Source organism: Micromonospora sp. NBS 11-29, from assembly GCF_002140155.1.
In the GTDB taxonomy this organism is placed as follows: Bacteria; Actinomycetota; Actinomycetes; order Mycobacteriales; family Micromonosporaceae; genus Micromonospora.
On the sequence record NZ_NAPR01000022.1, the window covers coordinates 183,434 to 202,263 of the forward strand.

Genomic DNA, 18,830 nt, shown 5'->3' on the forward strand with positions numbered 1-18,830 from the left:
GTCACGCCGGCGGTGCGCCGCAGCCCTCCGCACGTACCCCGGCGAGCATGTCGGCCGTAGTGTGCGCCCGCACGTCCGACGCCGCGCCGCCGGTGTGGCGCGCGACGACGGCCCGGACGTGACGTTCGGCGGGCTCGGCGAGGCCGTCGTAGACGGCCGCGAAAAGGTCCCGGGCCGCCTGCCTCGGCCAGCCGGCCGGCAGCAGCTCCAGCGGCAACTGCGGATCGAGCGTGGGAAACCGCCGGTACGTGTCCATCACCTCGGTGCGCGCCCGCACCGCCGCCGCGCCGTCGACCGTCGGTGTCCGCGACGCCAGCGGCGTCCACCGGCGCAGGAACTCCTCGTACTGCCCGCTGATGGCGGCGACGTCCCACGCCTCGATGGGCGCGCGTTCGCCGGCCGCCTCCAGCACCGCGTGCCGGCCCCGAAAGACCGTGACGGCGCCCAGGGTGAGCTGGGCCAGCCGCGCGCGGGCCGGCGGGGTCAGCACCTGCGGTGAGATCCACAGCCCGTCGTACAGCGGGGCGTAGCCGAGCCAGCGGAGCTGGCCGCGCAGCGCCCGCCGCTGCGCGCTGTGGTCCTGCGGCAACGAGAAGGTGATGATCGTCCAGCATCCGTCCCACGGCGTCGCGTTCGTCATGGAGGCGAGGATCCAGTGCCCGCCGGCGGAGAGGTCCGCGGCGACGGTGGGGCCGAGCCGGTAGGAGCTGTTGCGGCCCTGCCGGGTGCGTTCCAGCACGCCCCGGCGGGCCAGCCGGCTGATCGCGGTGCGGGCGCCGGCGCTGCTCACCCCGGCCTCCGCGAGCAACGCCACGATGGCGGCGGAGGGCAGCGCCGCCCGGGTACGCAGGGTGTAGTCCGCCAGGAGCGTCACCGCGACGCCCTGCGGCGCGGGACCGGCCTGACGCCGGGGCAGGCGCACCGAGGGCCCCCCGTCGTCGGGATAGATCTCCTCGATGTCGAAGGCGCTGGCCACGGGCACTCCGGACTCGGCTCGGGGACGGTGTCCCGACTGTAGACGGAGATCGTCAGCGCCACGCATTGTGAGGTGTCGATTGACACTTCTTGGACCGACGGGAACACTATGTGCTACCCGACACGGAGCCGGGCAGGGCGAACCATCCACGAACTCAGCACGCACAGCTGATCGAAGGAGTCTCCGTGAGAATCAGAGCGAAGATGCTGCTCGCCCTGGCCGCGACGCTGGCGGCGGCCGGCCTGGTCGTGCCCGCGATGCAGCCCGCGTACGCGGCCTCGCTGACCGAGGTGACCAGCTTCGGCGACAACCCCGGGCGGATGCGGATGCACGTCTACGTGCCGGACAACCGCCCGGCCCGGCCGGCGACCGTGGTGGCGATGCACGGCTGCGGCGGTTCCGGCCCCGGCTTCTATTCCGGCAGCGAGTTCGCCTCCCTGGCCGACCGCTACGGATACATCGTCATCTACCCCAGCGCGACCCAGCAGGCCGGCTTCGGCAACTGCTTCGACACCTGGTCCGACGCCGCGAAGCGCCGGGGCGGCGGCAGCGACCCGGTGTCGATCATCTCGATGATCCGCTGGGTCCAGCAGCAGTACGGCGGCGACCCCGACCGGGTGTACGCCACCGGCAGCTCGTCCGGCGGCATGATGACCAACCACATGCTGGCCCTCTACCCCGACGTCTTCAAGGCCGGCGCGGCGTTTATGGGCGTGCCGTACAACTGCTTCGCCAACGCGGCGGACTACCCGCCCGGCAGCAGCCAGTGCACCGGCGGCTCGATGAACCGCACCCCGCAGCAGTGGGGTGACGCGGTACGCCAGGCGTACCCGGGCTACTCCGGCCCCCGCCCGCGGGTGCAGCTCTGGCACGGCACCGCCGACACGCTCGTGCCGTACTCCCTGCTTCAGGAGACGATCGAGCAGTGGACGAACGTGTTCGGCCTCAGCCAGACGCCCACCTCCACCGACACGCCGCAGGCCAACTGGAACCGCCGCCGCTACGCCGACGCCGGCGGCACCGTCCAGGTCGAGGCGTACAGCGTCCAGGGCGCCGGGCACACCCTGCCGTCCGCCGGCATGGCCGCCGTCGCCCTCGCGTTCTTCGGCCTGACCGGCTCGACCAGCCCGACCACGTCCCCCAGCCCGACCACGTCACCGAGCCCCACCGTCTCGCCGAGCCCGACCATCTCCCCCAGCCCCACCACGCCGCCGCCGACCACGCCGCCGCCGGGCACCGGCGCCTGCCGGGTGAGCGTGGAGGTCAACGCCTGGAACAACGGGCTGACGGAGAACATCACCATCACCAACACCGGCGCCACCGCCGTCAGCGGCTGGTCCCTGGCGTTCACCCTGCCCGGCGGGCAGAGCATCACCTCCGGCTGGAACGCCACCTACTCCCCCGCAGCAGGCCAGGTGACCGCCCGCAACGTCGCCTACAACGCCGCCATCCCGGCCAACGGGTCGATCACCATCGGCTTCCAGGCCAGCCACACCGGCAACACCGCCAAGCCCGGCTCGTTCACCCTCAACGGGGCGTCCTGCACGCTCGCCTGACCGCACGCTCCGGGGACGGCCGCCGGGCCGTCCCCGGAGCACCGCACGCCGAGGTCAGGAACCGTCGCCCGGGTGCAGCAGGACCTTCGTCCAGCCCTGCTCGCGCCGGTCGAAGCGGGCGTACGCGTCGGGCGCCTGGTCCAGCGGCAGCTCGTGGGAGACGAGGAACGACGGCCGCGCCCGGCCGGCGATGATCAGGTCGCGCAGTTGCCGGTTGTAGCGCATGACCGGGCACTGACCGGTGCCCATCTGCTGACCCTTGGTGAAGAACGTGCCGTACTGCCAGCCGATGCGGCCCTGCCGTTCCTGCTCGTCGGGGCCGTTCGGGTCCTGCGGCACGTAGACCCCGACCACGCCGATCCCGCCGGTGGAGCGGACCACGTTGGTCAGGTTGTCCAGCACCAGCTCGGGGTGCTCCTCGCCGGTCGGGTCGTGGGCCTGGAACCCGACCGCCTCGACGCCGCAGTCCGCGCCGACGCCGTCCGTCGCGTCCATGATCTGCTGCACCGGGTCGCCGTCGGCGAAGTTGACCGGCACGGCGCCGATCTGCTCGGCCAGGGCGAGCCGGTCGGTCTCCTTGTCGACCACGAACACCCGGGCGGCACCCTTGATCAACGCGCTGTGGGCGGCCAGCAGCCCCACCGGGCCGGCGCCGAACACGGCGACCGTGTCGCCGGGGCGCTGCCCGGCCAGCTCCGTGCCGTGCCAGCCGGTGGGGAAGATGTCCGAGAGCATGGTGAAGTCATTCTCGTGGTCGGTGCCCGGCGGCAGTCGCAGCAGGTTGAAGTCGGCGTACGGCACCCGCAGGTACTCCGCCTGCCCGCCGTCGTACGGGCCCATGTTGGCGTAGCCGTACGCGGCGCCGTCCATCCCCTCCATCGGGTTCGTCCGCAGGCAGAAGCTGGTCCAGCCGTGCACGCAGTTGCGGCAGGTGCCGCAGGCGACGTTGAACGGCACCGACACCCGGTCGCCGACCCTGATCCGGGACACCGCGTCGCCGACGGCCTCCACCACCCCCATGTTCTCGTGCCCGAGGACCTTCCCTTCCTCCACCGAGGTGCGTCCCTCGTACATGTGCAGGTCCGATCCGCACACGTTGGTGGTGGTGATGCGCACGACCGCGTCGGTCGGCGCCTGGACGGTGGGGTCGGGCCGCTCCTCGACGGCGACCTCGTGGGGACCCCGGTACACGACAGCCTTCACGACGATCTCCCCGGCTTCAGAGGGTGGGTGCGCCTGTCACCCTCGCACCCGCTCGGCCCGGAGGTGCCGGAAGCCGGGAACCCGGCCCGAGGTTCACACCGCCGGGCTCACCTCCGAGACCGCGAAGTCGGCGACCCGCAGCGACGGCATCGCCATCCGGGTGAAGTAGTCCCCCCACTCCCGGGGCAGCGTGCGCTCCGTCGCGCCCACCTCCACCACCCGGTCGAGCAGCGCGACCGGGCTCTCGTTGAACCGGAAGTTCGGCAGCGCGGCCACCACCTCCCCGTCCTCCACCAGGTAGACCCCGTCCCGGGTCAGGCCGGTCAGCAGCAGCGTGCGCGGGTCCACGTCGCGCAGATACCACAGGCAGGTCAGCAGCAGCCCCCGCCGGGTGCCGGCGATCAGGTCGGCGAGCGGACGCGCGCCGGCCGGCCCGGCCAGCACCAGGTTGTCGACGAACGGGGTGACCGGCTGGCCGGTGCGGTCGGCCGAATGGCGGGTCTGCACCAGCCCCCGCAGCTCCCCGTCGACCATCCACCGGGTGGCGGCCAGCGGCAGGCCGTTGTCGAAGACGCTGCCCGCCGCACCGGAGGCGCGGGCCACCAGGAACGGCGCGCAGGCCAACCCCGGTGCGGCCGGATCACTGCCCAGGGTCAGCGGGGCCGAGGTGAGCCGGTCACCGATCCGGGTGCCGCCGTCGCGGCCGGCGAACACGGTCCGCCCGTCGAGGGCGTCAGCCGCGCCGGCGTTGAGGTAGAGGTGCAGCATCAGGTCGGCGACGCAGGCCGGCGGCAGCAGCACCTCGTACCGGCCGGGGGCCAGGGTGCGGCGGCGCGGCACCCGGTCCAGCCGGCCCCGCAGCCGCGCCGCCAGCGCCGGCAGGTCCCCGTCGGCCAGGTCGACGCCACCGGCCCCCGCCCAGGCCGAGGCCGCGCCGCCGCCGTCGCGGGCGGTCAGGTCCAGCACCGACGTCGGTTGGACGTGGCGCAGGCGCAGGCCGGTGGTGGAGGCCAGCCAGGTGGTCCCGGCCCGCTGCTCGGCGTACCCGTAGAGGGCGTGCCCGGCGGCGCGGGCGGCGGCGAACGCGTCGCCCAACCCGGCCGAGAAGCCACGCAGCCGCGCCACCGGCACCTCGGCGGCGGGATCACCCCACGACGGCGCCGGAGTGTCGGTCGCGACCACCAGCGGCGCGGCGTCCGGCGCCGGTTCGCCCGCGTCCGCGGTGCGCCGGGCCCGGGCCACCAGCTCGGTCAGGTCCCGGTCGGTGGGGGCGCCGCCCCGGCTGACCACGGCCGCCGCCGTGCCGGCCCCGGCGGGCGCGAAGGCGACCACGGTCAGCCGACGCTGCTCAGCCGTGCCCGAGGTGGTCAGCGCGTTGTCCGCCCACCGCAGGTGCGCCGTCGCGGTCTCGTCGACCACCACCAGCAGGTCACCGGCCCGACCGGCCCGGGCCAACACCCGTTCCGCCAGCTCCGCGCCGCTCACCGCGCCTCCTCCCCGGCCGTGTCCACCACCCGCACGCCCCGGAACACCGCGGTCGGTGCGCCGTGACTGGCCGCCGCCGCCTGCACCGGCTGGCCCTTGCCGCACAGGTCCGCGCCGAAGCAGTGGTAGGTGCCGGGGCCGCCGAGGGCCACCAGCGAACCCCAGAAGTCGGTGGTGTCGGCCTGGTACGCCACGCCGGAGAGCTGCTCGCCGAGGCGTCCGTGCCGGATCCGGTACGCGCGCTGCGCGGTGAACTGGAACCGCCGCCGCTGGGTGTCGATCGACCAACTGTCCGAGCCGACCAGGTAGATCCCGTCCGTCACGCCACCGATCAGGGCCGCCGTGTCCGGCCCGTCGGGCGTCGGGCGCAGCGAGACGTTCGGCAGCCGGGAGATCGGCACATGGGTCGCCGACTCAGCGTAGGCGCACCCGGTGGAGCGGGCCGAGCCGAGCCGGACCGCGGTGTGCCGGTCGGTCTGCAGGCCGCTCAACACCCCGTCGCGCACGAGCGTCCACGCGCCGACGGCCACCCCCTCGTCGTCCCAGCCCACCGTGGCCAGCCCGTACGGGTCGGTGCGGTCGGCGGTCACGGTCATCAGCTCGGAGCCGTACCGCAGGACGCCCACGTCGGCGGGCGTGACGAACGTCCCGCCCGCGTAACCGATCTCGTGGCCGAGCGCGCGGTCCGCCTCGGTGGCGTGCCCGACCGACTCGTGGATGGTCAGCCACAGGTGCGACGGGGCGGTGACCAGGTCGTAGCGGCCGGGGCGCACCGGGCGGGCGCGCAGCTTGCCGGCCAGGTGCTCGGGCATCTCGGCCAACTCCGCCGCCCAGTCCCAACCGGTGCCGTGCAGGTACTCCCAGCCGCGCCCGGTCGGCGGCCCGAGGGTGCGCAGGGTGGCCGTCGCCCCGTCGGCCACACCCACCGCGAGCACCTGCGGGTGCACCCGGACCCGCTGCTGGAGCAGGCTGGTGCCGGCCGTGTCGGCGTACCAGGTCGTCTCCCGCACGGCGCTCACCTTGGCCAGCACATGCCGCACGACCGGCGCGGCGAGCAGGCCCCGGCTCCAGTCGGCGAGCAGCGCCACCGCCTCGGCCTCGGGGACCGCGAACGGGTCCACCCGGCACCGCGAGGTCCACCGCCGGTCCGCGTACACCGGCTCCGGCGCCAGCTCGACCGGCTCCGCGCCCACCGCCCGGCAGACCCGCGCCACCTGCACCGCGCGCCCGACCGCGGCGACCGCGGCGGCCGGGTCCACCTCGGGCCCGGCGGCGAAGCCCCGCGCCCCACCGTGCAGCACGCCGACGCTCAGGCCCAGCTCGGTGTCGTCCTGGCTGCCGCGCAGGTGCGCGTCGTGCAGCAGCAGCCGGCGGGCGCGGTTGCGCACCACCCGCACCGCGGCGTGCCGCACGCCCAGCCGGCGGGCCTCGGCCAGCGCCGCGTCCGTGACCTCGGCCAGCGGCAACGCCAGGAACGACGGCTCCATCCCGCCGTCGGTGTCCACCGCGCCGGTCGTCGCCCTCACGCGCCGAACCGGTCGCTCATCGCGGCCAGGTGCTCGGGGGTGGTGCCGCAGCAGCCACCGGCGAGGGCCAGGGCGTACTCGTCGCGCCAGCGGGCCATCAGGTCACCGAACGCCTTCGGGTCCAGCGCCGCCGGCCCGTCGCCGGCCCGGCCCTCCAGATTCGGGTACGCCCCGATCGGGCCGGACACGGCCGCCCGCAACTCGCGCAGGCACACCTCCGTCCGGGCCGGGTCGGTGCAGTTGACCAGCACCGCCGCCGCGCCGTCCGCCACCACGGCCCGGGCGGCGTCGGCCAACGGCTCACCGGAGAGCAGCCGGGCGTCGTCGCCGCAGACGAAGCCGACCCAGGCGGTTCCGCCGGTGGCGAGCACCTCGGCCAGCGCGGCACGCGCCTCCCGGGCGGTGTTCATGGTCTCGACCAGCACCGTGTCGACGCCGGCCCGGGACAGTTCGGTGGCCAGCCAGCGGTGCTCGACACGCAGCGTGTCGTCGTCCGGCACCAGGTCCGGCCGGTACGCGTCGGCGACCGGCGCCATCGAGGCGACCACCCGGGTACGCGGGTTGCCGGCGGCGTTGCGGGCGGCCAGCGCCACACCGACCGCGGCGTGCACCATCCAGCCGAGCCCGGCGTCCTGCAACCCGGTGGCCTGCAGGGCCCGCAGGTTGCAGCGGAACGTGTTGGCGGTGACCACGTCCGCGCCGGCGGTGAGGAAGCGCTCGTGCACACCCCGCAGGACCCGCCGTCGCTCGTCGGAGAGCAGGGCGCGGGTCATCCACCAGGGCGGCGTCAGCGCGATGCCGTGGCGTTGCAGCTCGGTGGCCACTCCCCCGTCGAGCCGGATGGTCGTGTGTCCCATCGGTACCGTTCCTCCCCCGGGGCCGGTCACGCCGGTCCCGCCCGTAGCGCGTGCACGAGGTCCTCGACGAGGTCCGCCGGGTCCTCGATGCCCATCGACAGTCGTACGAGGTCGTCGGTGACGCCGAGCCGCAGCCGCGTCCGCCGGGGCACCGGCCGGTGCGTCATCGACGCCGGGCACTCGATGAGCGACCGGACCCCACCGAGGCTGACCGCCGCGGCGAACAGGCGTACCCGGTCCATCAGCTTCACCGGGTCGCCGCGGTAGGTGAAGGCGACCAGGGCGCCCGGCGCGCTCATCTGCCGGGCCGCCACCGCGTGCCCGGGGTGGCCGGGCCGGCCCGGGTAGTGCACCACCCCGACGGACGGCTCGGCCGCCAGCGCGTCGGCGATCCGCCGGGCGTTCTCCACCTGCCGGGCCACCCGCAGGGAGAGCGTCTTCAGGCCCCGGTGCACGAGGAAGCAGTCGGCCCCGCCGGGCGCGGTGCCGACGGTGGTCCGGTGCGCGGTCAGCCGCTCGTGCAGCTCCGGGTCGTCGTGGACCAGCGCGCCGCCGAGCACGTCGAGGTGCCCGGCGAGGAACTTGGTGGTGCTGTAGAGCGTCAGGTCCGCGCCGAGCCGCAGCGGCTGTTGCAGCGCCGGGCTGGCCAGCGTGTTGTCCACCAGCAGCCGGGCGCCGCGCCGGTGCGCGAGCCGGGCCGTCTCGGCGATGTCGGTGATCTTCAACAGCGGGTTGCTGGGCGACTCCACCCAGACCAGGTCCAGTCGCCGGCCGTCGTCGGCCAGCGCCCGGTCGCGCCGCTCCGGATCGGCCAGGTCGACCTGGTCGATCGTCACCCCCCGGCCCCGGACCAGGTCGAACAGGGTGTGCGTGCCGCCGTAGACGTCATCGCCGGCGACCACCCGCTGCCCCGGCGCGAGCAACGCCAGGGCGGCCTCCGCGGCGGCCTGCCCCGACGTGTACGCGGTGGCGAACCGGACATCCTCCAACGCGGCGAGGCACCGCTCCAACTGCTCGCGGGTCGGGTTCTCGCCCCGGCCGTAGAAGTAGCGCAGCGGCTCCTGGGCGGACCGCTCGTAGGTGACCGCCAGGTGCACCGGCGGCACCAGGTCACCGGTGCCGGGATGCGGTTCCTGTCCCTCGTGGACGAGTCGGGNAGCCGGGGCGGACCCCGGCCACGGCGTCGCGTACCCGCTCGACGTCCTCGACGGTGTTGTAGACGCCGAACGACAGCCGGACGGTGCCGAGCAGCCCCATGCCGTCGAGGAAGACGCTGGCGCAGTGCACGCCGCAGCGGGCGGCGATCCGGTGGCGGTCGAGCCGGCCACCGACGTCGTACGGGTGGATGCCGTCGACCACGAACGAGACGATGCCGCTGGGGTCGCCGGCCGGGTCGCCGACCACCCGGACCCGGTCGAGCGCGCCGAGCACGGTCACCGCGTGCCGGACCAGCGCGCGGTCGTGGGCCCGGATCGCCGCCCACCCGAGCCCGTCCAGGTAGGACAGGGCCGCGGCGAGCCCGACCGCGCCGGCGACGTCCGGCGTGCCGGCCTCGAAGCGGGGCGGCCCGGCGAGGTAGTGGACCGGCTCGTCGAGCGAGACGCCCTTCACCGTGCCGCCCCCGACCTGGTACGGCGGCAGCTCGGCGAGCAGGTCGCGGCGGCCGTACAGCACGCCGACCCCCATCGGGCCGTAGACCTTGTGCGCGGAGAAGCAGTAGAAGTCGGCGTCCAGCGCCCGGACGTCGACCGGCCGGTGCGGCACCGCCTGCGCGCCGTCGACCACCACCGGCACGCCGTGCCGGTGCGCGGCGGCGATCATCTCCCGGACCGGGTTGACGGTGCCGAGGACGTTGGACACGTGCGCCACCGCCGCCAGCCGGACCCGGGGGCCGAGCGCCGCGGCGAACGCCTCGGCCGCGACCCGGCCGTCGGCCTCGACCGGCACGGCGACCAGCTCCGCGCCGGTCTCCTCGCACAGCCGCCGCCACGGCAGCAGGTTGGAGTTGTGTTCCATGCCGGTGACCAGCACCCGGTCGCCGGAACCGACCAGCCGCCGGCCGAGCGTGGCGGCGAGCAGGTTCACCGCGTGGGTGGTGCCGGCGGTGAAGAGCACCTCGTCGGCGTGCTCGGCGTTGACCGCCCGGCGCACCGCCTCCCGGGCGGCCTCGAACCGGTCGGTGGAGGTGCGGCTGAGCCGGTAGTAGCCGCGCCCGACGTTGCTGTTCGCGGTCGTGTAGTAGTCGGTGACGGCGGCGAGGACGGCGGCCGGTTTCTGGGTGGTGGCCGCATTGTCGAGGTAGGCCAGCCCGGTCCCCTCGGTGCTGCGGAAGAAGGGGAAGTCGTCGCGGACGGTCGCCGGGAGCGTGGGCCGGTCGACGTCGCCCTGCCAGGTGGTGCCGGTCATGCGGTCTCCCCTCGGTCGAACAGGGTGCGGAACTCCTCGAACAGGTGCGCGTCGAGCCGGACCACCTTCTGCTCCGGGTAGGGCCGACGGCCGGGTGGGACGTGGCCGGGGTCGCCGGGCCGGCGGGGGCGGCCGTCCGGGCCGAGCAGGTGCGGGCCGTAGAAGAACCAGCAGATCTGCCCGATCTGCTCGGCGAACAGCACCGGGTGCACCTCCGGCGGATACATCCGCAGGTGGCTCCAGGTGGCCCGGAACTCCCCGCGCGGGCCGAAGCTGGCACCGAGCAGCACATGGCCGAAGAGGTCGTGCACGGCGCGGAACACGTCGTTGTGGGTGAGGACCACGCCGTCGACGGTCACCGGGCTGGGCTCGCGCATCGGGTGCGGGTCGGTGGCGGGCCCGGGGCCGTGGCCGTCCCGGGTCAGGTAGACCGCCAGGGTGCCGGTACGCCGGACCCGCTCGCGCAGGTCGGCGGAGTCGGCGTACGGCTGCCCGCGGCCCCGCCACGGCACCACGCGGACACCGGCGCGGACCGCCGCGTGGTACTGCGCGAGGTTCTCCGCCCGCAACCGTCGGTAACCGTCCAACGTGGTCCGGTCCGGTGGGCCGGTCGCCCGGTCGTACGCGGCGGCGATGCGCAGCCCCAGGTCCTCGCAGGCGGCGGCCGGCGGGGCGGTCGGATCGGGCTCGGCCGGGCCGTGCGCCGGCAACCACGGCCGGTCGGCCAGGTAACGCCGCGCGGCGTCGGCCAGGTCGAGCACCGCGTCCGACTCGCGCTCCGCCATCGCCGCCCCCGGGTGGATGTTCGCAGCCGGCACCATCGATCGGGATACTACCTGTTGTTCAAGCGCAGCACGAGAGCGTGATCGATGGAATGCGGCCGTCTCGCCTGGTGGCGACGGTTGCTGGACGCGCGCGACAGCGCAGTCGAGGAGAAGGCGGTGCGGAATCAGCTATCGCCGGGGCGGCCCGGCGTCAGCCGCGTCGGGTGGCCTTGGCGCGCGGGGTGGTCATCGGGCCGGTCTCCAGCCCGAGTAGCTCGCAGCAGCGCAGCACCGCCTCGGTGTCGCCCTCCAGCTTGAGCCGGCCCTGGATCATCGCGAGCAGCGGCGTGAGCCGGCCGGACCCGATCTGCACGAACGTGGCCGCGTCGGTGGTCGCGATCATCGTCGGCTGCTCCGCCTCGCCCCGCACCGGACGCGCCCGGCCGCCCCGCACCTGGAGGTGGAACGCCTCGTCGTCGACCCGGAACTGGTAGTCCTCGTCGAGGTCGGGCACCTGGTCCGGGCGGATCATCGCCTCCACCGCGAGGAAGCCCCAGTGCGGCCGGACCGTGTCCTCGGCGGACAGGTCGCCGACGAACTCCATCCCCCAGTGCGCCAACCCCAGCACCATCGGGCGCAACTGCTGCCCGACCTCGGTCAGCTCGTAGGCCAACCGGGACCCGGTGCCGCGCAGGTCGGTCTGGCGGACGACGCCCTTCTCGGTGAGGAAGCGCAGCCGCTCGGCGAGCAGGTTGGTGCCGACGCCCGGCAGGTCGCCGAGGAGTTCGCCGTAGCGCCGCGGACCCATCAGGAGCTCCCGCACGATCAGCAGGGTCCACCGCTCGCCCAGCACGTCGAGTGCGCTGGCGAGGCCGCAGTACTGGTGGTAGGCACGCTTGCCACCGGCCGACGAGGTCTCCACCTCACTACTGTATCGGATAGCGTGACTGTCCGACATCACCGCTGTGTCACGTTTGGTGACGGAGGGTCACCCCGCCTTGCGCTGGCCGAACAGCCCCTTCATCAGCACCGGCTTGGCGACCTCCTGGAAGTCCATCCCCGGGTCGAGTTCCCGCACCGTGCCCTCGATGACGAGCAGTGACAACAGCGGGAAGATCAGCTCCGGTGCCGCGTGCACACCGTAGCGACGTTGCAGGTCGAACATCTCCCCGGCGAACGCGATCAGGCTGAACTCCCGGGCCGGCAACCCGTGGCTGCGCTCCACCAGATCGGCCATCCGGGTCAGGAAGCCCGGCACGTCGGCGTCCGGCCGCAGCCCGGTGCCGCTGCGCACCACGATCTCGGCGCAGTACCGCCCCCGCCCGATGGACATGTTCATGAAGAACTCCGCGAAGAGCCGGCGCAGCTCCTCGGTGAGCTGGACGCTGAACCCGGCGTCGAGGACCACCACCTGCCCGCGGCGGGTGAAGTAGAGGTTGCCCGGGTGCATGTCGCAGTGCACGAAGCCGTCGACGAAGAGCATGTGGTAGATCGCGGTGAGCCCGGACGAGGCGAACCGGCGTTGCAGCGCCGGCGGACAGCGGCGGGCGGTGTCCACGTCCAGGTCCGGGATGAACTCCATCACGATGCAGCGCGGCCGGCACGCCGCCTCGTGCACCTTGGGCACCCACACGCGGGGCACGGTGGCCAGGTTGACGCGCAGCCGGCGCAGGTTGGCCGCCTCCCGGGTGAAGTCGAGCTGGCCGAGCACCGCGTCGGACATGTGCGCCATCACCTCGGTCACCGGCACGTCGCGGAAGACCGGCAGGCGGGCGGCGAGCGACGCGCCGGCTCGCATCAGGGCGAGGTCGAGCGTCATCAACCGCTCGACGCCGGGACGGCGCAGCTTCACCGCCACCTGCTCACCGGTGCGCAACCGACCCCGGTAGACGCAGGCCACGCTGCCACTGGCCACCGGGCACCGGTCCAGCTCCGCGAACAGCTCCGGCTCCTCTTCGCCGTACGCCTCGCGCAGCGCCCGCCGGGTGCCGGCCGGATCCAACGGCGCCACCGCGTCCTGGAGCACCGCCAACTCGTCGCAGAACGCGGGCGGCAGCAGGTCGCGCCGGGTGCCGAGCACCTGCCCGGCCTTGACGAACGTCGAGCCCAGCCGGGTCAGCAGCACCGTGGACCGCCGGTAGAGGTGCCGCCGGCCCGCCTCCCGCCCCCGCACCACGGCCAGCACCGCGCCGGTCACCAGCGCGGGAAGCAGGAACGCCACGGTGAGCGTCACCGTCCACACCGCGCGGGCCGCGAGCGCCACCGGCGTCGTCCTGACCATCGCCACTCACCTCCGCACCAGGCCGGGCACCTCGATCGCCCGGAGCTGGAGGGTGCCGTGGTCGCAGTACCAGATCCGGCTGCCGTCCCAGGTCACGCCGGTCGGGTTGCCCGCCACCGAGTAGGTCGCCACGTCCCGGCGCGCGTCCAGGTCGTAGACGTTGATCGCGGCGTTGACGTAGTCGGCGTACACCAGGAAGTTGTCCGAGACGGTGAGGCCGGCCGGGGCGTGCCGGACCGGGAAGGTGTCGATCAGCCCCATCCCGCGCGGGTCGCGCAGCTCCACCAGGCGCAGGTCCTCGTAGCCGAGCCAGAGCCCGTGCCGGGTGGCCTCCAGCCCGCGCAGCACGTTGCCGGGGCGGGGGTTGGCCAGCTCGGTGACCTCCTCGCCGGTGGTCGGGCTGAGCCCGCGCAGGCAACGCTGGGGGCCGCAGATCTGGAGGAGGTAGCCGTCGAGCGTGGTCAGGTCGGAGCAGACCTCCGGGCAGGGAATCCGGTGCTCGACCTGCCCGGTGTGCGGGTCCAGCGCCATGATCTGGTTGGACACCGCCTCGGAGAACCAGAGGAACTGCCCGAACCAGGTCAGCCCGCAGAGCTTGAAGGCACGGACCGGGATGTCGCGTACCGTGCCGGCCGCGAACGGCATCAGGGCCTCCCCGCGCGGACGACGCCGCAGTCGAGCCGCCAGTCGGTGGCCAGGCGCACCCCACCGCCGGAGCGGGGCCGACGCAGGTCCACCCGCAGTTCGTCGCCCTCGGCCACCCGGGTGTGCCGCAGCGGCCAGATCCACACCGCCCAGTTGCAGCCCGGGTACGAGGGGAAGTTCGACAGTTCCACGCCGTCGGCCAGGTCGGCGGTGAAGTAGCCCATCACGGCGTGCAGCGTCCCGGCGCGGACGATCGGCAGTCGTCGGCTGGACCGAGGCCGGGCGGAGCCGGCACGGCCCAGCGGCGAGTCGGCCACCGACGCCGGCTCGCTGAGCAGCCGCGGCGGCCGTTGGAAGAAGTGCAGGTGGGCCTGGGGTTCGACCAGCTCCTGTACGACGTCGAGGCGGTGCCCGAGGAAGTCCGGGCCCCACAGCCCCCACCCCTCGGCGTCGAACTCGATGGCCGCCAGCCGGGTCTCCAACCGGCGGGGCACCACCCGTCCGTCCGGGCGCAGCACCCGCCGGGCCACCAGGCCGAGCACCTCGGCCATCTCCTCCTCCGGGCCGAGGTTGCCCATCATCTCGGAGACCAGCACGTCGGCCGGACGGGGCAGGCGCAGCGTGCGCGCGTCGCCCACGACCAGGGTGAGCCGGTCCTTGAGGTCGTTGGCCTCGACGATCCGGGCGGCCACCTCGGCCATTCGCGGGTCGGCCTCGACGGCGTAGACGTGCCCGGCGCCGTGCCGCAGCGCGAGCAGCGACAGCACCAGCGTCCCGGCGCCGACGTCGACCACCACGTCGCCCGGGTCGACCGCCTGCTCCAAGGCCCGGTCGTAGGCGCGTAACCGGGGTGCGTCGGCGAGCATCGTCTGGTGCATGAGGAGCAGGCGCTGGTCCACAGAGTCCTCCCCGGTCACGGGCATCCCTCCCGGGGCTGAGGGGACCTGCCCCGGGAGGGATGCCGTCCGGACACCGGCGCTATCGGATTTTCTAGTCAACCCGCGAGCCGGCAGCCCGTCAAGGGGTCAGACGTTGACGGCCGCGTGCTCACCGACGTAGGCGTCGCGCATCACCAGGTTGACCCCGGTGAGGCGGGCCTTGGGCTCGTCGTCGGTGGTGACCAGCGCGGTGTCGCCGCCGTCGAGCTTCAGCTCGGTGCCGGTGGCCTCCATGTCGCGCAGCTTGCCGTTGATGTGCACGGCGTTCGTGGCGTACAGCGTCTGGTGCGGCGTGACCAGCTCGAACTCGGCGTCGATGTGCAGCTCGCTGGGGAACGCGACCCGGCTGAGGCTGTCCTCGTGGCCCTCGCCGAGCGTGCCGCCGGAGACCCGGGGCCAGCTCGCCCGCAGCATGACCCGGCCACCGAGCTCGGCGCAGTGCCCGACCACGGCCACCCGGGCGAGCTGGGCGAGGACGCCGGCGCCCTCGTCGTGCTTCTCCGGCCCGAACAGCAGCACCTCGGCGCCGCCGGCCTTCCGGTAGTCACCGGCGAGGTCGACCCGGACCGTCCGCCCNCGAGGTCTGCATGATCATGGACGGGTCGACCAGCATGGACATGCAGGGCCCGGCGCTCGGCGCGAAGAACAGGTTGGGCGTGATGCCCACCGGCTGGTTCTCGTCGTTCGCCGGGTACCACGCCTCCGGCAGCGTGGTGCCCTTGACCACGTTCGGGGCCTGGGCGACCTCGAACGGGCCGTCCCCGCGCGGCTTGCCCAGGTAGGGGCCGGTGAGGGGCTTCTTGAACGGCGGGACGTTGTCCACCACGCCGTAGATGTCGATCACGTTGCGGTGAGCCAGCCGCAGCGTGCTCGACTCCAGGATGCCGAACCGGCGGATGTAGAACTCCGCCGGGAAGTTCTTGCCCGGCACGATCTGCCGCACGTGACCGCTGTTGGGCAGGAACGGGTTGGACAGCACCTGGATGCGGTCGTCCAGCTCGTAGCTGAAGCCCTTGATGCCGACCTCCGGAGCGCTGATCAGCTCCGTCTCGAACTCCGCGTAGCCCTTGTCGTCCACCCGGTGCTCGAAGCCGGGCATCGGCCACTTGTTCAGCTGCACGAAGCCCGACAGGTTGATCGTCTCGCGTCGACCCGAGTAGTAGTCCTCGCCGAAGACCACCGTCGCGGCCGCGAGGATGTGCGGCCTGATCGGCTTCGGCTCCAGGTTCAACGACTCGTAGGTCTCCCGTACTCCACTCACCCTGACACCTCCGTAGGGCGTGACCGGTCACCGGGAGCAACCTGTCCCGGCCGGGGTCCGAGAACCGGACCTGCCTGAGGAAGCTATATGTTTTAATAGTAGAGTGTCAATCGCCCATCTCCGATATCTCACCCGCCGTCACAAGGCCCGGCATCCGTACCCGGGACGGGCCGGAGCGGACGCGGACGGCAGGCGACAGCGGCGGAGCGGGCACGGCGGGCGGGGGCGGGCTCAGCCCAACTCGGCACCCGTCGTCTCGGCCGCCAGCAACTCGGTGGAGAGGCGGCGCATCAGCCCCAGGCAGCGGTGCCGGCCCGAGGTCCCCCGCTCCGGTTGCAGGAGCGACTTCTCCTGCAACCGGTTCAGCACCCGGGCTACCTCGGCCGGATCGTGCAGGTAGGGGTCGGCCAGCCGCACCGCCCCGGCCAGGTCGAACACCGGGGGCAGGGCGGCGAGGCGGGCGAACAGCCAGCGCTCGGCGGGAGTGAGGGTGCGGACGCTGCGGTCCAGCACCGCCCGCAACGACGGCCGGCCGTCCTCCCCCGGTGGACGGAACCGGGCGAGCGGCCCGTCGAACCGGCTCAGCACGCCGTCCAGGGACTCGACGGCCAGGTGCGCCGCGGCGTACCCGAGGACCAGCGGCAGGCCGTCGGCGCGGCGGCAGATCCGCTCGACCAGCGCGACGTTGCCGCCGTCGACCTGGAACCCGGGCCGGACACGGGCCGCGTACCGACCGAAGAGGTCCACCGCCGGCGCCACCGGCGCGGCGAGGTCCGTGTCGCCGTCCGGCAGGGCGAGCGGCCACAGCCGCCGGATCACCTCGTACGGCAGGTTGAGCGGTTCGCGGGAGGCCACCAGCACGGCCGACCGGTGCTGCCCACGCAGCAGCGTGTCAGTCAGCAGGGCGCACGCGTCCACGAGGTGCTCGGCGTTGTCGAGCACCACCAGGACCCGCCGGACCTCGAACACCGAACGGTCCGACGACGGCCCGGCCAGCAGGTCGATCATCCGGGTCCGTAGCTGCGCCCGGTCCGCGACGCCGGCGACGTCCACCGTGACCACGCCGTCGACGAACCGGTTCCGCATCTCGCCGGCCACCTCGCGGACCAACGCCGACTTGCCGCACCCCGGCGGACCGACGACGGTGACCAGGCGATGCGTACGCACCAGCGACGCCACCGCCCGCACGTCGCGATCACGGTGCAGCAGGTCACCGGGCCAGCCCACGGCGGCCGGCGGGGGCATGGGCGTCCCGAGCCGGCCGGGTGGCGGCCAGCGTGGTTCGACCAACCGCCGGTACACCGCCTGGAGCGCCGGCCCCGGCTCGACGCCGAGCTCCCGCCGGAGCACGTCGCGGACGGCCGCGTACCGGCTCAGCGCCAGGGACCGCTGCCCGGTCCGCTCCAGCACGGTCAGATAGTGGGCCTGCACCTGCTCGTCGAGCGGCTCCCGGGCGGCGAGCTGGGCCGCCAGGTCGCGGACCTCGGCCGGGCTCCCGGTACGCAGACCGAGCGTCACGTAGTCCCGGGCGGCGTCGGACCAGCTCAACCGCAGTGCCTCCACCTCGACCGACTGTCGCAGCAGGGCGGTCAGCTCACTGAGCGCCGGGTCACGCCAGAGGTGCAGCGCGTGCCGGAACAGCCGTAGCGCCCGGCGGGGCTGCCCCTCGCCGAGGCGCTGCCGGGCCCGCCCGACCAGCTCGTGGAAGACGGCCAGGTCGACGGCCCGGGGGTCGACCCGCAGGGCGTACCCGGTCGGGGTGGACACGATGACGTTGGTCCGCGCCCGGGGCGGCGTCTCCGGCTCCAGGAGCTGGCGGAGCCGGGCGATGTACGTGTGCAGCAGTTCGCGGGCCCGCGCCGGCACCCGTTCACCCCAGACCGCCTCCTGGAGTTCGCTGACGGCGACGCCGTGGCCGGGCTGGAGCGCGAGCGCCGCGAAGACCGCCTTCTGCTTGGTGGGCCCCAGGTCCACCGGCGTGGTGCCGCGGCTCACCTGGAGCGGACCGAGGATCTTCAGACGCACCGTCGAATCCGCCACCAGGAACCGCCATTTCCCGCCGTCACCGGAGCCAGCACCGATCGTAATAATGCCACTACTCAGCGGCTACAAGGCCGTCCGGGCATCGATGTCGGAAGATGCGTCCGCCGTGCGTGCCGCGCTTCCGGTGGGGCTTCGCCACCGAGACGATCAGTTACTATCGAAAGTTATAGTGAATGCGTCGACTCGTAGACAGTGGGTGGTCCCATGTTCGAGCGGTTCACCGACCGAGCGCGACGGGTTGTCGTCCTGGCCCAGGAAGAGGCCCGGATGCTCAACCACAACTACATCGGTACGGAGCACATCCTGCTGGNTGAGGGTGTCGCGGCGAAGGCCCTGGAGAGCCTCGGCATCTCCCTGGAGGGCGTCCGTCAGCAGGTTGAGGAGATCATCGGTCAGGGTCAGCAGGCGCCGAGCGGGCACATCCCGTTCACGCCGCGGGCGAAGAAGGTGTTGGAGCTGTCGCTGCGTGAGGCGTTGCAGCTCGGCCACAACTACATCGGCACGGAGCACATCCTGCTCGGCCTGATCCGCGAGGGCGAGGGCGTGGCCGCGCAGGTGCTGGTGAAGCTCGGCGCCGACCTGAACCGGGTCCGCCAGCAGGTGATCCAGCTTCTCTCCGGCTACCAGGGCAAGGAGCCGGCTGCCGCGGGGGCCGCGCCGGGTGAGGCCGCGCCGTCGACCAGCCTCGTGCTGGACCAGTTCGGCCGGAACCTGACCCNTGAGCCCGGCGTCGGTAAGACCGCCGTGGTGGAGGGCCTGTCTCAGAAGATCATCAAGGGCGAGGTGCCCGAGACGCTGAAGGACAAGCAGCTCTACACCCTCGACCTGGGTGCGCTGGTGGCTGGTTCGCGTTACCGGGGTGATTTCGAGGAGCGCTTGAAGAAGGTGC

15 protein-coding genes and 1 pseudogene are annotated in these 18,830 nt (G+C 73.5%); 2 read left to right on the forward strand and 14 right to left on the reverse strand.

What is annotated here, in order from left to right; genetic code table 11:
- Nucleotide 1: 1 nt before the first annotated feature.
- A complete protein-coding gene (locus B1205_RS24485; RefSeq protein WP_089157769.1) occupies nt 2–976 on the reverse strand; it encodes a PaaX family transcriptional regulator in 975 nt (324 codons plus the stop codon).
- Between the two features lie 185 nt (nt 977–1,161).
- Here B1205_RS24485 and B1205_RS24490 point away from each other — a divergent pair, with 185 nt between their 5' ends.
- Nucleotides 1,162–2,532: an extracellular catalytic domain type 1 short-chain-length polyhydroxyalkanoate depolymerase gene (locus B1205_RS24490; RefSeq protein WP_176308778.1), complete on the forward strand. Its 1,371-nt coding sequence runs from the start codon at nt 1,162–1,164 to the stop codon at nt 2,530–2,532.
- A 54-nt stretch (nt 2,533–2,586) separates the two neighbouring features.
- Here B1205_RS24490 and B1205_RS24495 read toward each other — a convergent pair whose 3' ends face one another.
- From B1205_RS24495 to B1205_RS24555, 13 genes and pseudogenes are all read right to left on the reverse strand, one after another.
- Nucleotides 2,587–3,735 carry a glutathione-independent formaldehyde dehydrogenase gene (locus tag B1205_RS24495; RefSeq protein ID WP_089157746.1) on the reverse strand — a complete coding sequence of 383 codons (1,149 nt, stop codon included), beginning with the start codon at nt 3,733–3,735 and terminating at the stop codon, nt 2,587–2,589.
- A 93-nt stretch (nt 3,736–3,828) separates the two neighbouring features.
- Nucleotides 3,829–5,220 carry a metallopeptidase TldD-related protein gene (locus B1205_RS24500; RefSeq protein ID WP_089157747.1) on the reverse strand — a complete coding sequence of 464 codons (1,392 nt, stop codon included), beginning with the start codon at nt 5,218–5,220 and terminating at the stop codon, nt 3,829–3,831.
- Nucleotides 5,217–6,746, reverse strand: coding sequence for a TldD/PmbA family protein (locus B1205_RS24505; RefSeq protein ID WP_254910170.1), 1,530 nt, complete (start codon nt 6,744–6,746; stop codon nt 5,217–5,219). Before B1205_RS24505 ends, B1205_RS24500 begins: the two co-directional genes overlap by 4 nt.
- Complete coding sequence (locus B1205_RS24510; RefSeq protein WP_089157748.1) at nt 6,743–7,603, reverse strand: homocysteine S-methyltransferase family protein; 861 nt, start codon at nt 7,601–7,603, stop codon at nt 6,743–6,745. The genes B1205_RS24505 and B1205_RS24510 overlap by 4 nt, the downstream gene beginning before the upstream one ends.
- A gap of 26 nt (nt 7,604–7,629) precedes the next feature.
- Nucleotides 7,630–8,709 carry a trans-sulfuration enzyme family protein gene (locus tag B1205_RS24515; protein WP_254910171.1) on the reverse strand — a complete coding sequence of 360 codons (1,080 nt, stop codon included), beginning with the start codon at nt 8,707–8,709 and terminating at the stop codon, nt 7,630–7,632.
- A gap of 4 nt (nt 8,710–8,713) precedes the next feature.
- Nucleotides 8,714–10,009 carry an aminotransferase class V-fold PLP-dependent enzyme gene (locus tag B1205_RS24520; RefSeq protein WP_089157749.1) on the reverse strand — a complete coding sequence of 432 codons (1,296 nt, stop codon included), beginning with the start codon at nt 10,007–10,009 and terminating at the stop codon, nt 8,714–8,716.
- Nucleotides 10,006–10,830 carry a hypothetical protein gene (locus B1205_RS24525; RefSeq protein ID WP_140158133.1) on the reverse strand — a complete coding sequence of 275 codons (825 nt, stop codon included), beginning with the start codon at nt 10,828–10,830 and terminating at the stop codon, nt 10,006–10,008. The genes B1205_RS24520 and B1205_RS24525 overlap by 4 nt, the downstream gene beginning before the upstream one ends.
- 154 nt (nt 10,831–10,984) lie before the next feature.
- The gene (locus B1205_RS24530) at nt 10,985–11,695 is read right to left on the reverse strand and encodes a winged helix-turn-helix transcriptional regulator (RefSeq protein ID WP_254910172.1); all 711 of its coding nucleotides are present in this window, start codon (nt 11,693–11,695) and stop codon (nt 10,985–10,987) included.
- A 66-nt stretch (nt 11,696–11,761) separates the two neighbouring features.
- A complete protein-coding gene (locus tag B1205_RS24535) occupies nt 11,762–13,054 on the reverse strand; it encodes an ABC1 kinase family protein (RefSeq protein ID WP_089157772.1) in 1,293 nt (430 codons plus the stop codon).
- Between the two features lie 6 nt (nt 13,055–13,060).
- Nucleotides 13,061–13,699: a hypothetical protein gene (locus B1205_RS24540; protein ID WP_089157752.1), complete on the reverse strand. Its 639-nt coding sequence runs from the start codon at nt 13,697–13,699 to the stop codon at nt 13,061–13,063.
- On the reverse strand, nt 13,699–14,598 hold the full coding sequence (locus B1205_RS24545; RefSeq protein ID WP_089157753.1) for a methyltransferase domain-containing protein: 900 nt from the start codon (nt 14,596–14,598) through the stop codon (nt 13,699–13,701). The genes B1205_RS24540 and B1205_RS24545 overlap by 1 nt, the downstream gene beginning before the upstream one ends.
- A gap of 126 nt (nt 14,599–14,724) precedes the next feature.
- Nucleotides 14,725–15,898 (reverse strand): annotated as a pseudogene (locus tag B1205_RS33160) (DUF6004 family protein).
- A gap of 231 nt (nt 15,899–16,129) precedes the next feature.
- Complete coding sequence (locus tag B1205_RS24555) at nt 16,130–17,923, reverse strand: AfsR/SARP family transcriptional regulator (RefSeq protein WP_140158134.1); 1,794 nt, start codon at nt 17,921–17,923, stop codon at nt 16,130–16,132.
- Nucleotides 17,924–18,145: 222 nt separating this feature from the next.
- Here B1205_RS24555 and B1205_RS24560 point away from each other — a divergent pair.
- A partial coding sequence (locus B1205_RS24560; protein WP_303395038.1) for a Clp protease N-terminal domain-containing protein occupies nt 18,146–18,830 on the forward strand: 685 nt, incomplete at its 3' end.

Excerpts from the sequence above, each read along its gene's own strand:
- B1205_RS24510 (WP_089157748.1), bottom strand. The coding sequence starts at position 7,603 with ATGGGACACACGACCATCCGGCTCGACGGGGGAGTGGCCACCGAGCTG.
- B1205_RS24525 (WP_140158133.1), bottom strand. The coding sequence starts at position 10,830 with ATGGTGCCGGCTGCGAACATCCACCCGGGGGCGGCGATGGCGGAGCGC.
- B1205_RS24535 (WP_089157772.1), bottom strand. The coding sequence starts at position 13,054 with ATGGTCAGGACGACGCCGGTGGCGCTCGCGGCCCGCGCGGTGTGGACG.
- B1205_RS24540 (WP_089157752.1), bottom strand. The coding sequence starts at position 13,699 with ATGCCGTTCGCGGCCGGCACGGTACGCGACATCCCGGTCCGTGCCTTC.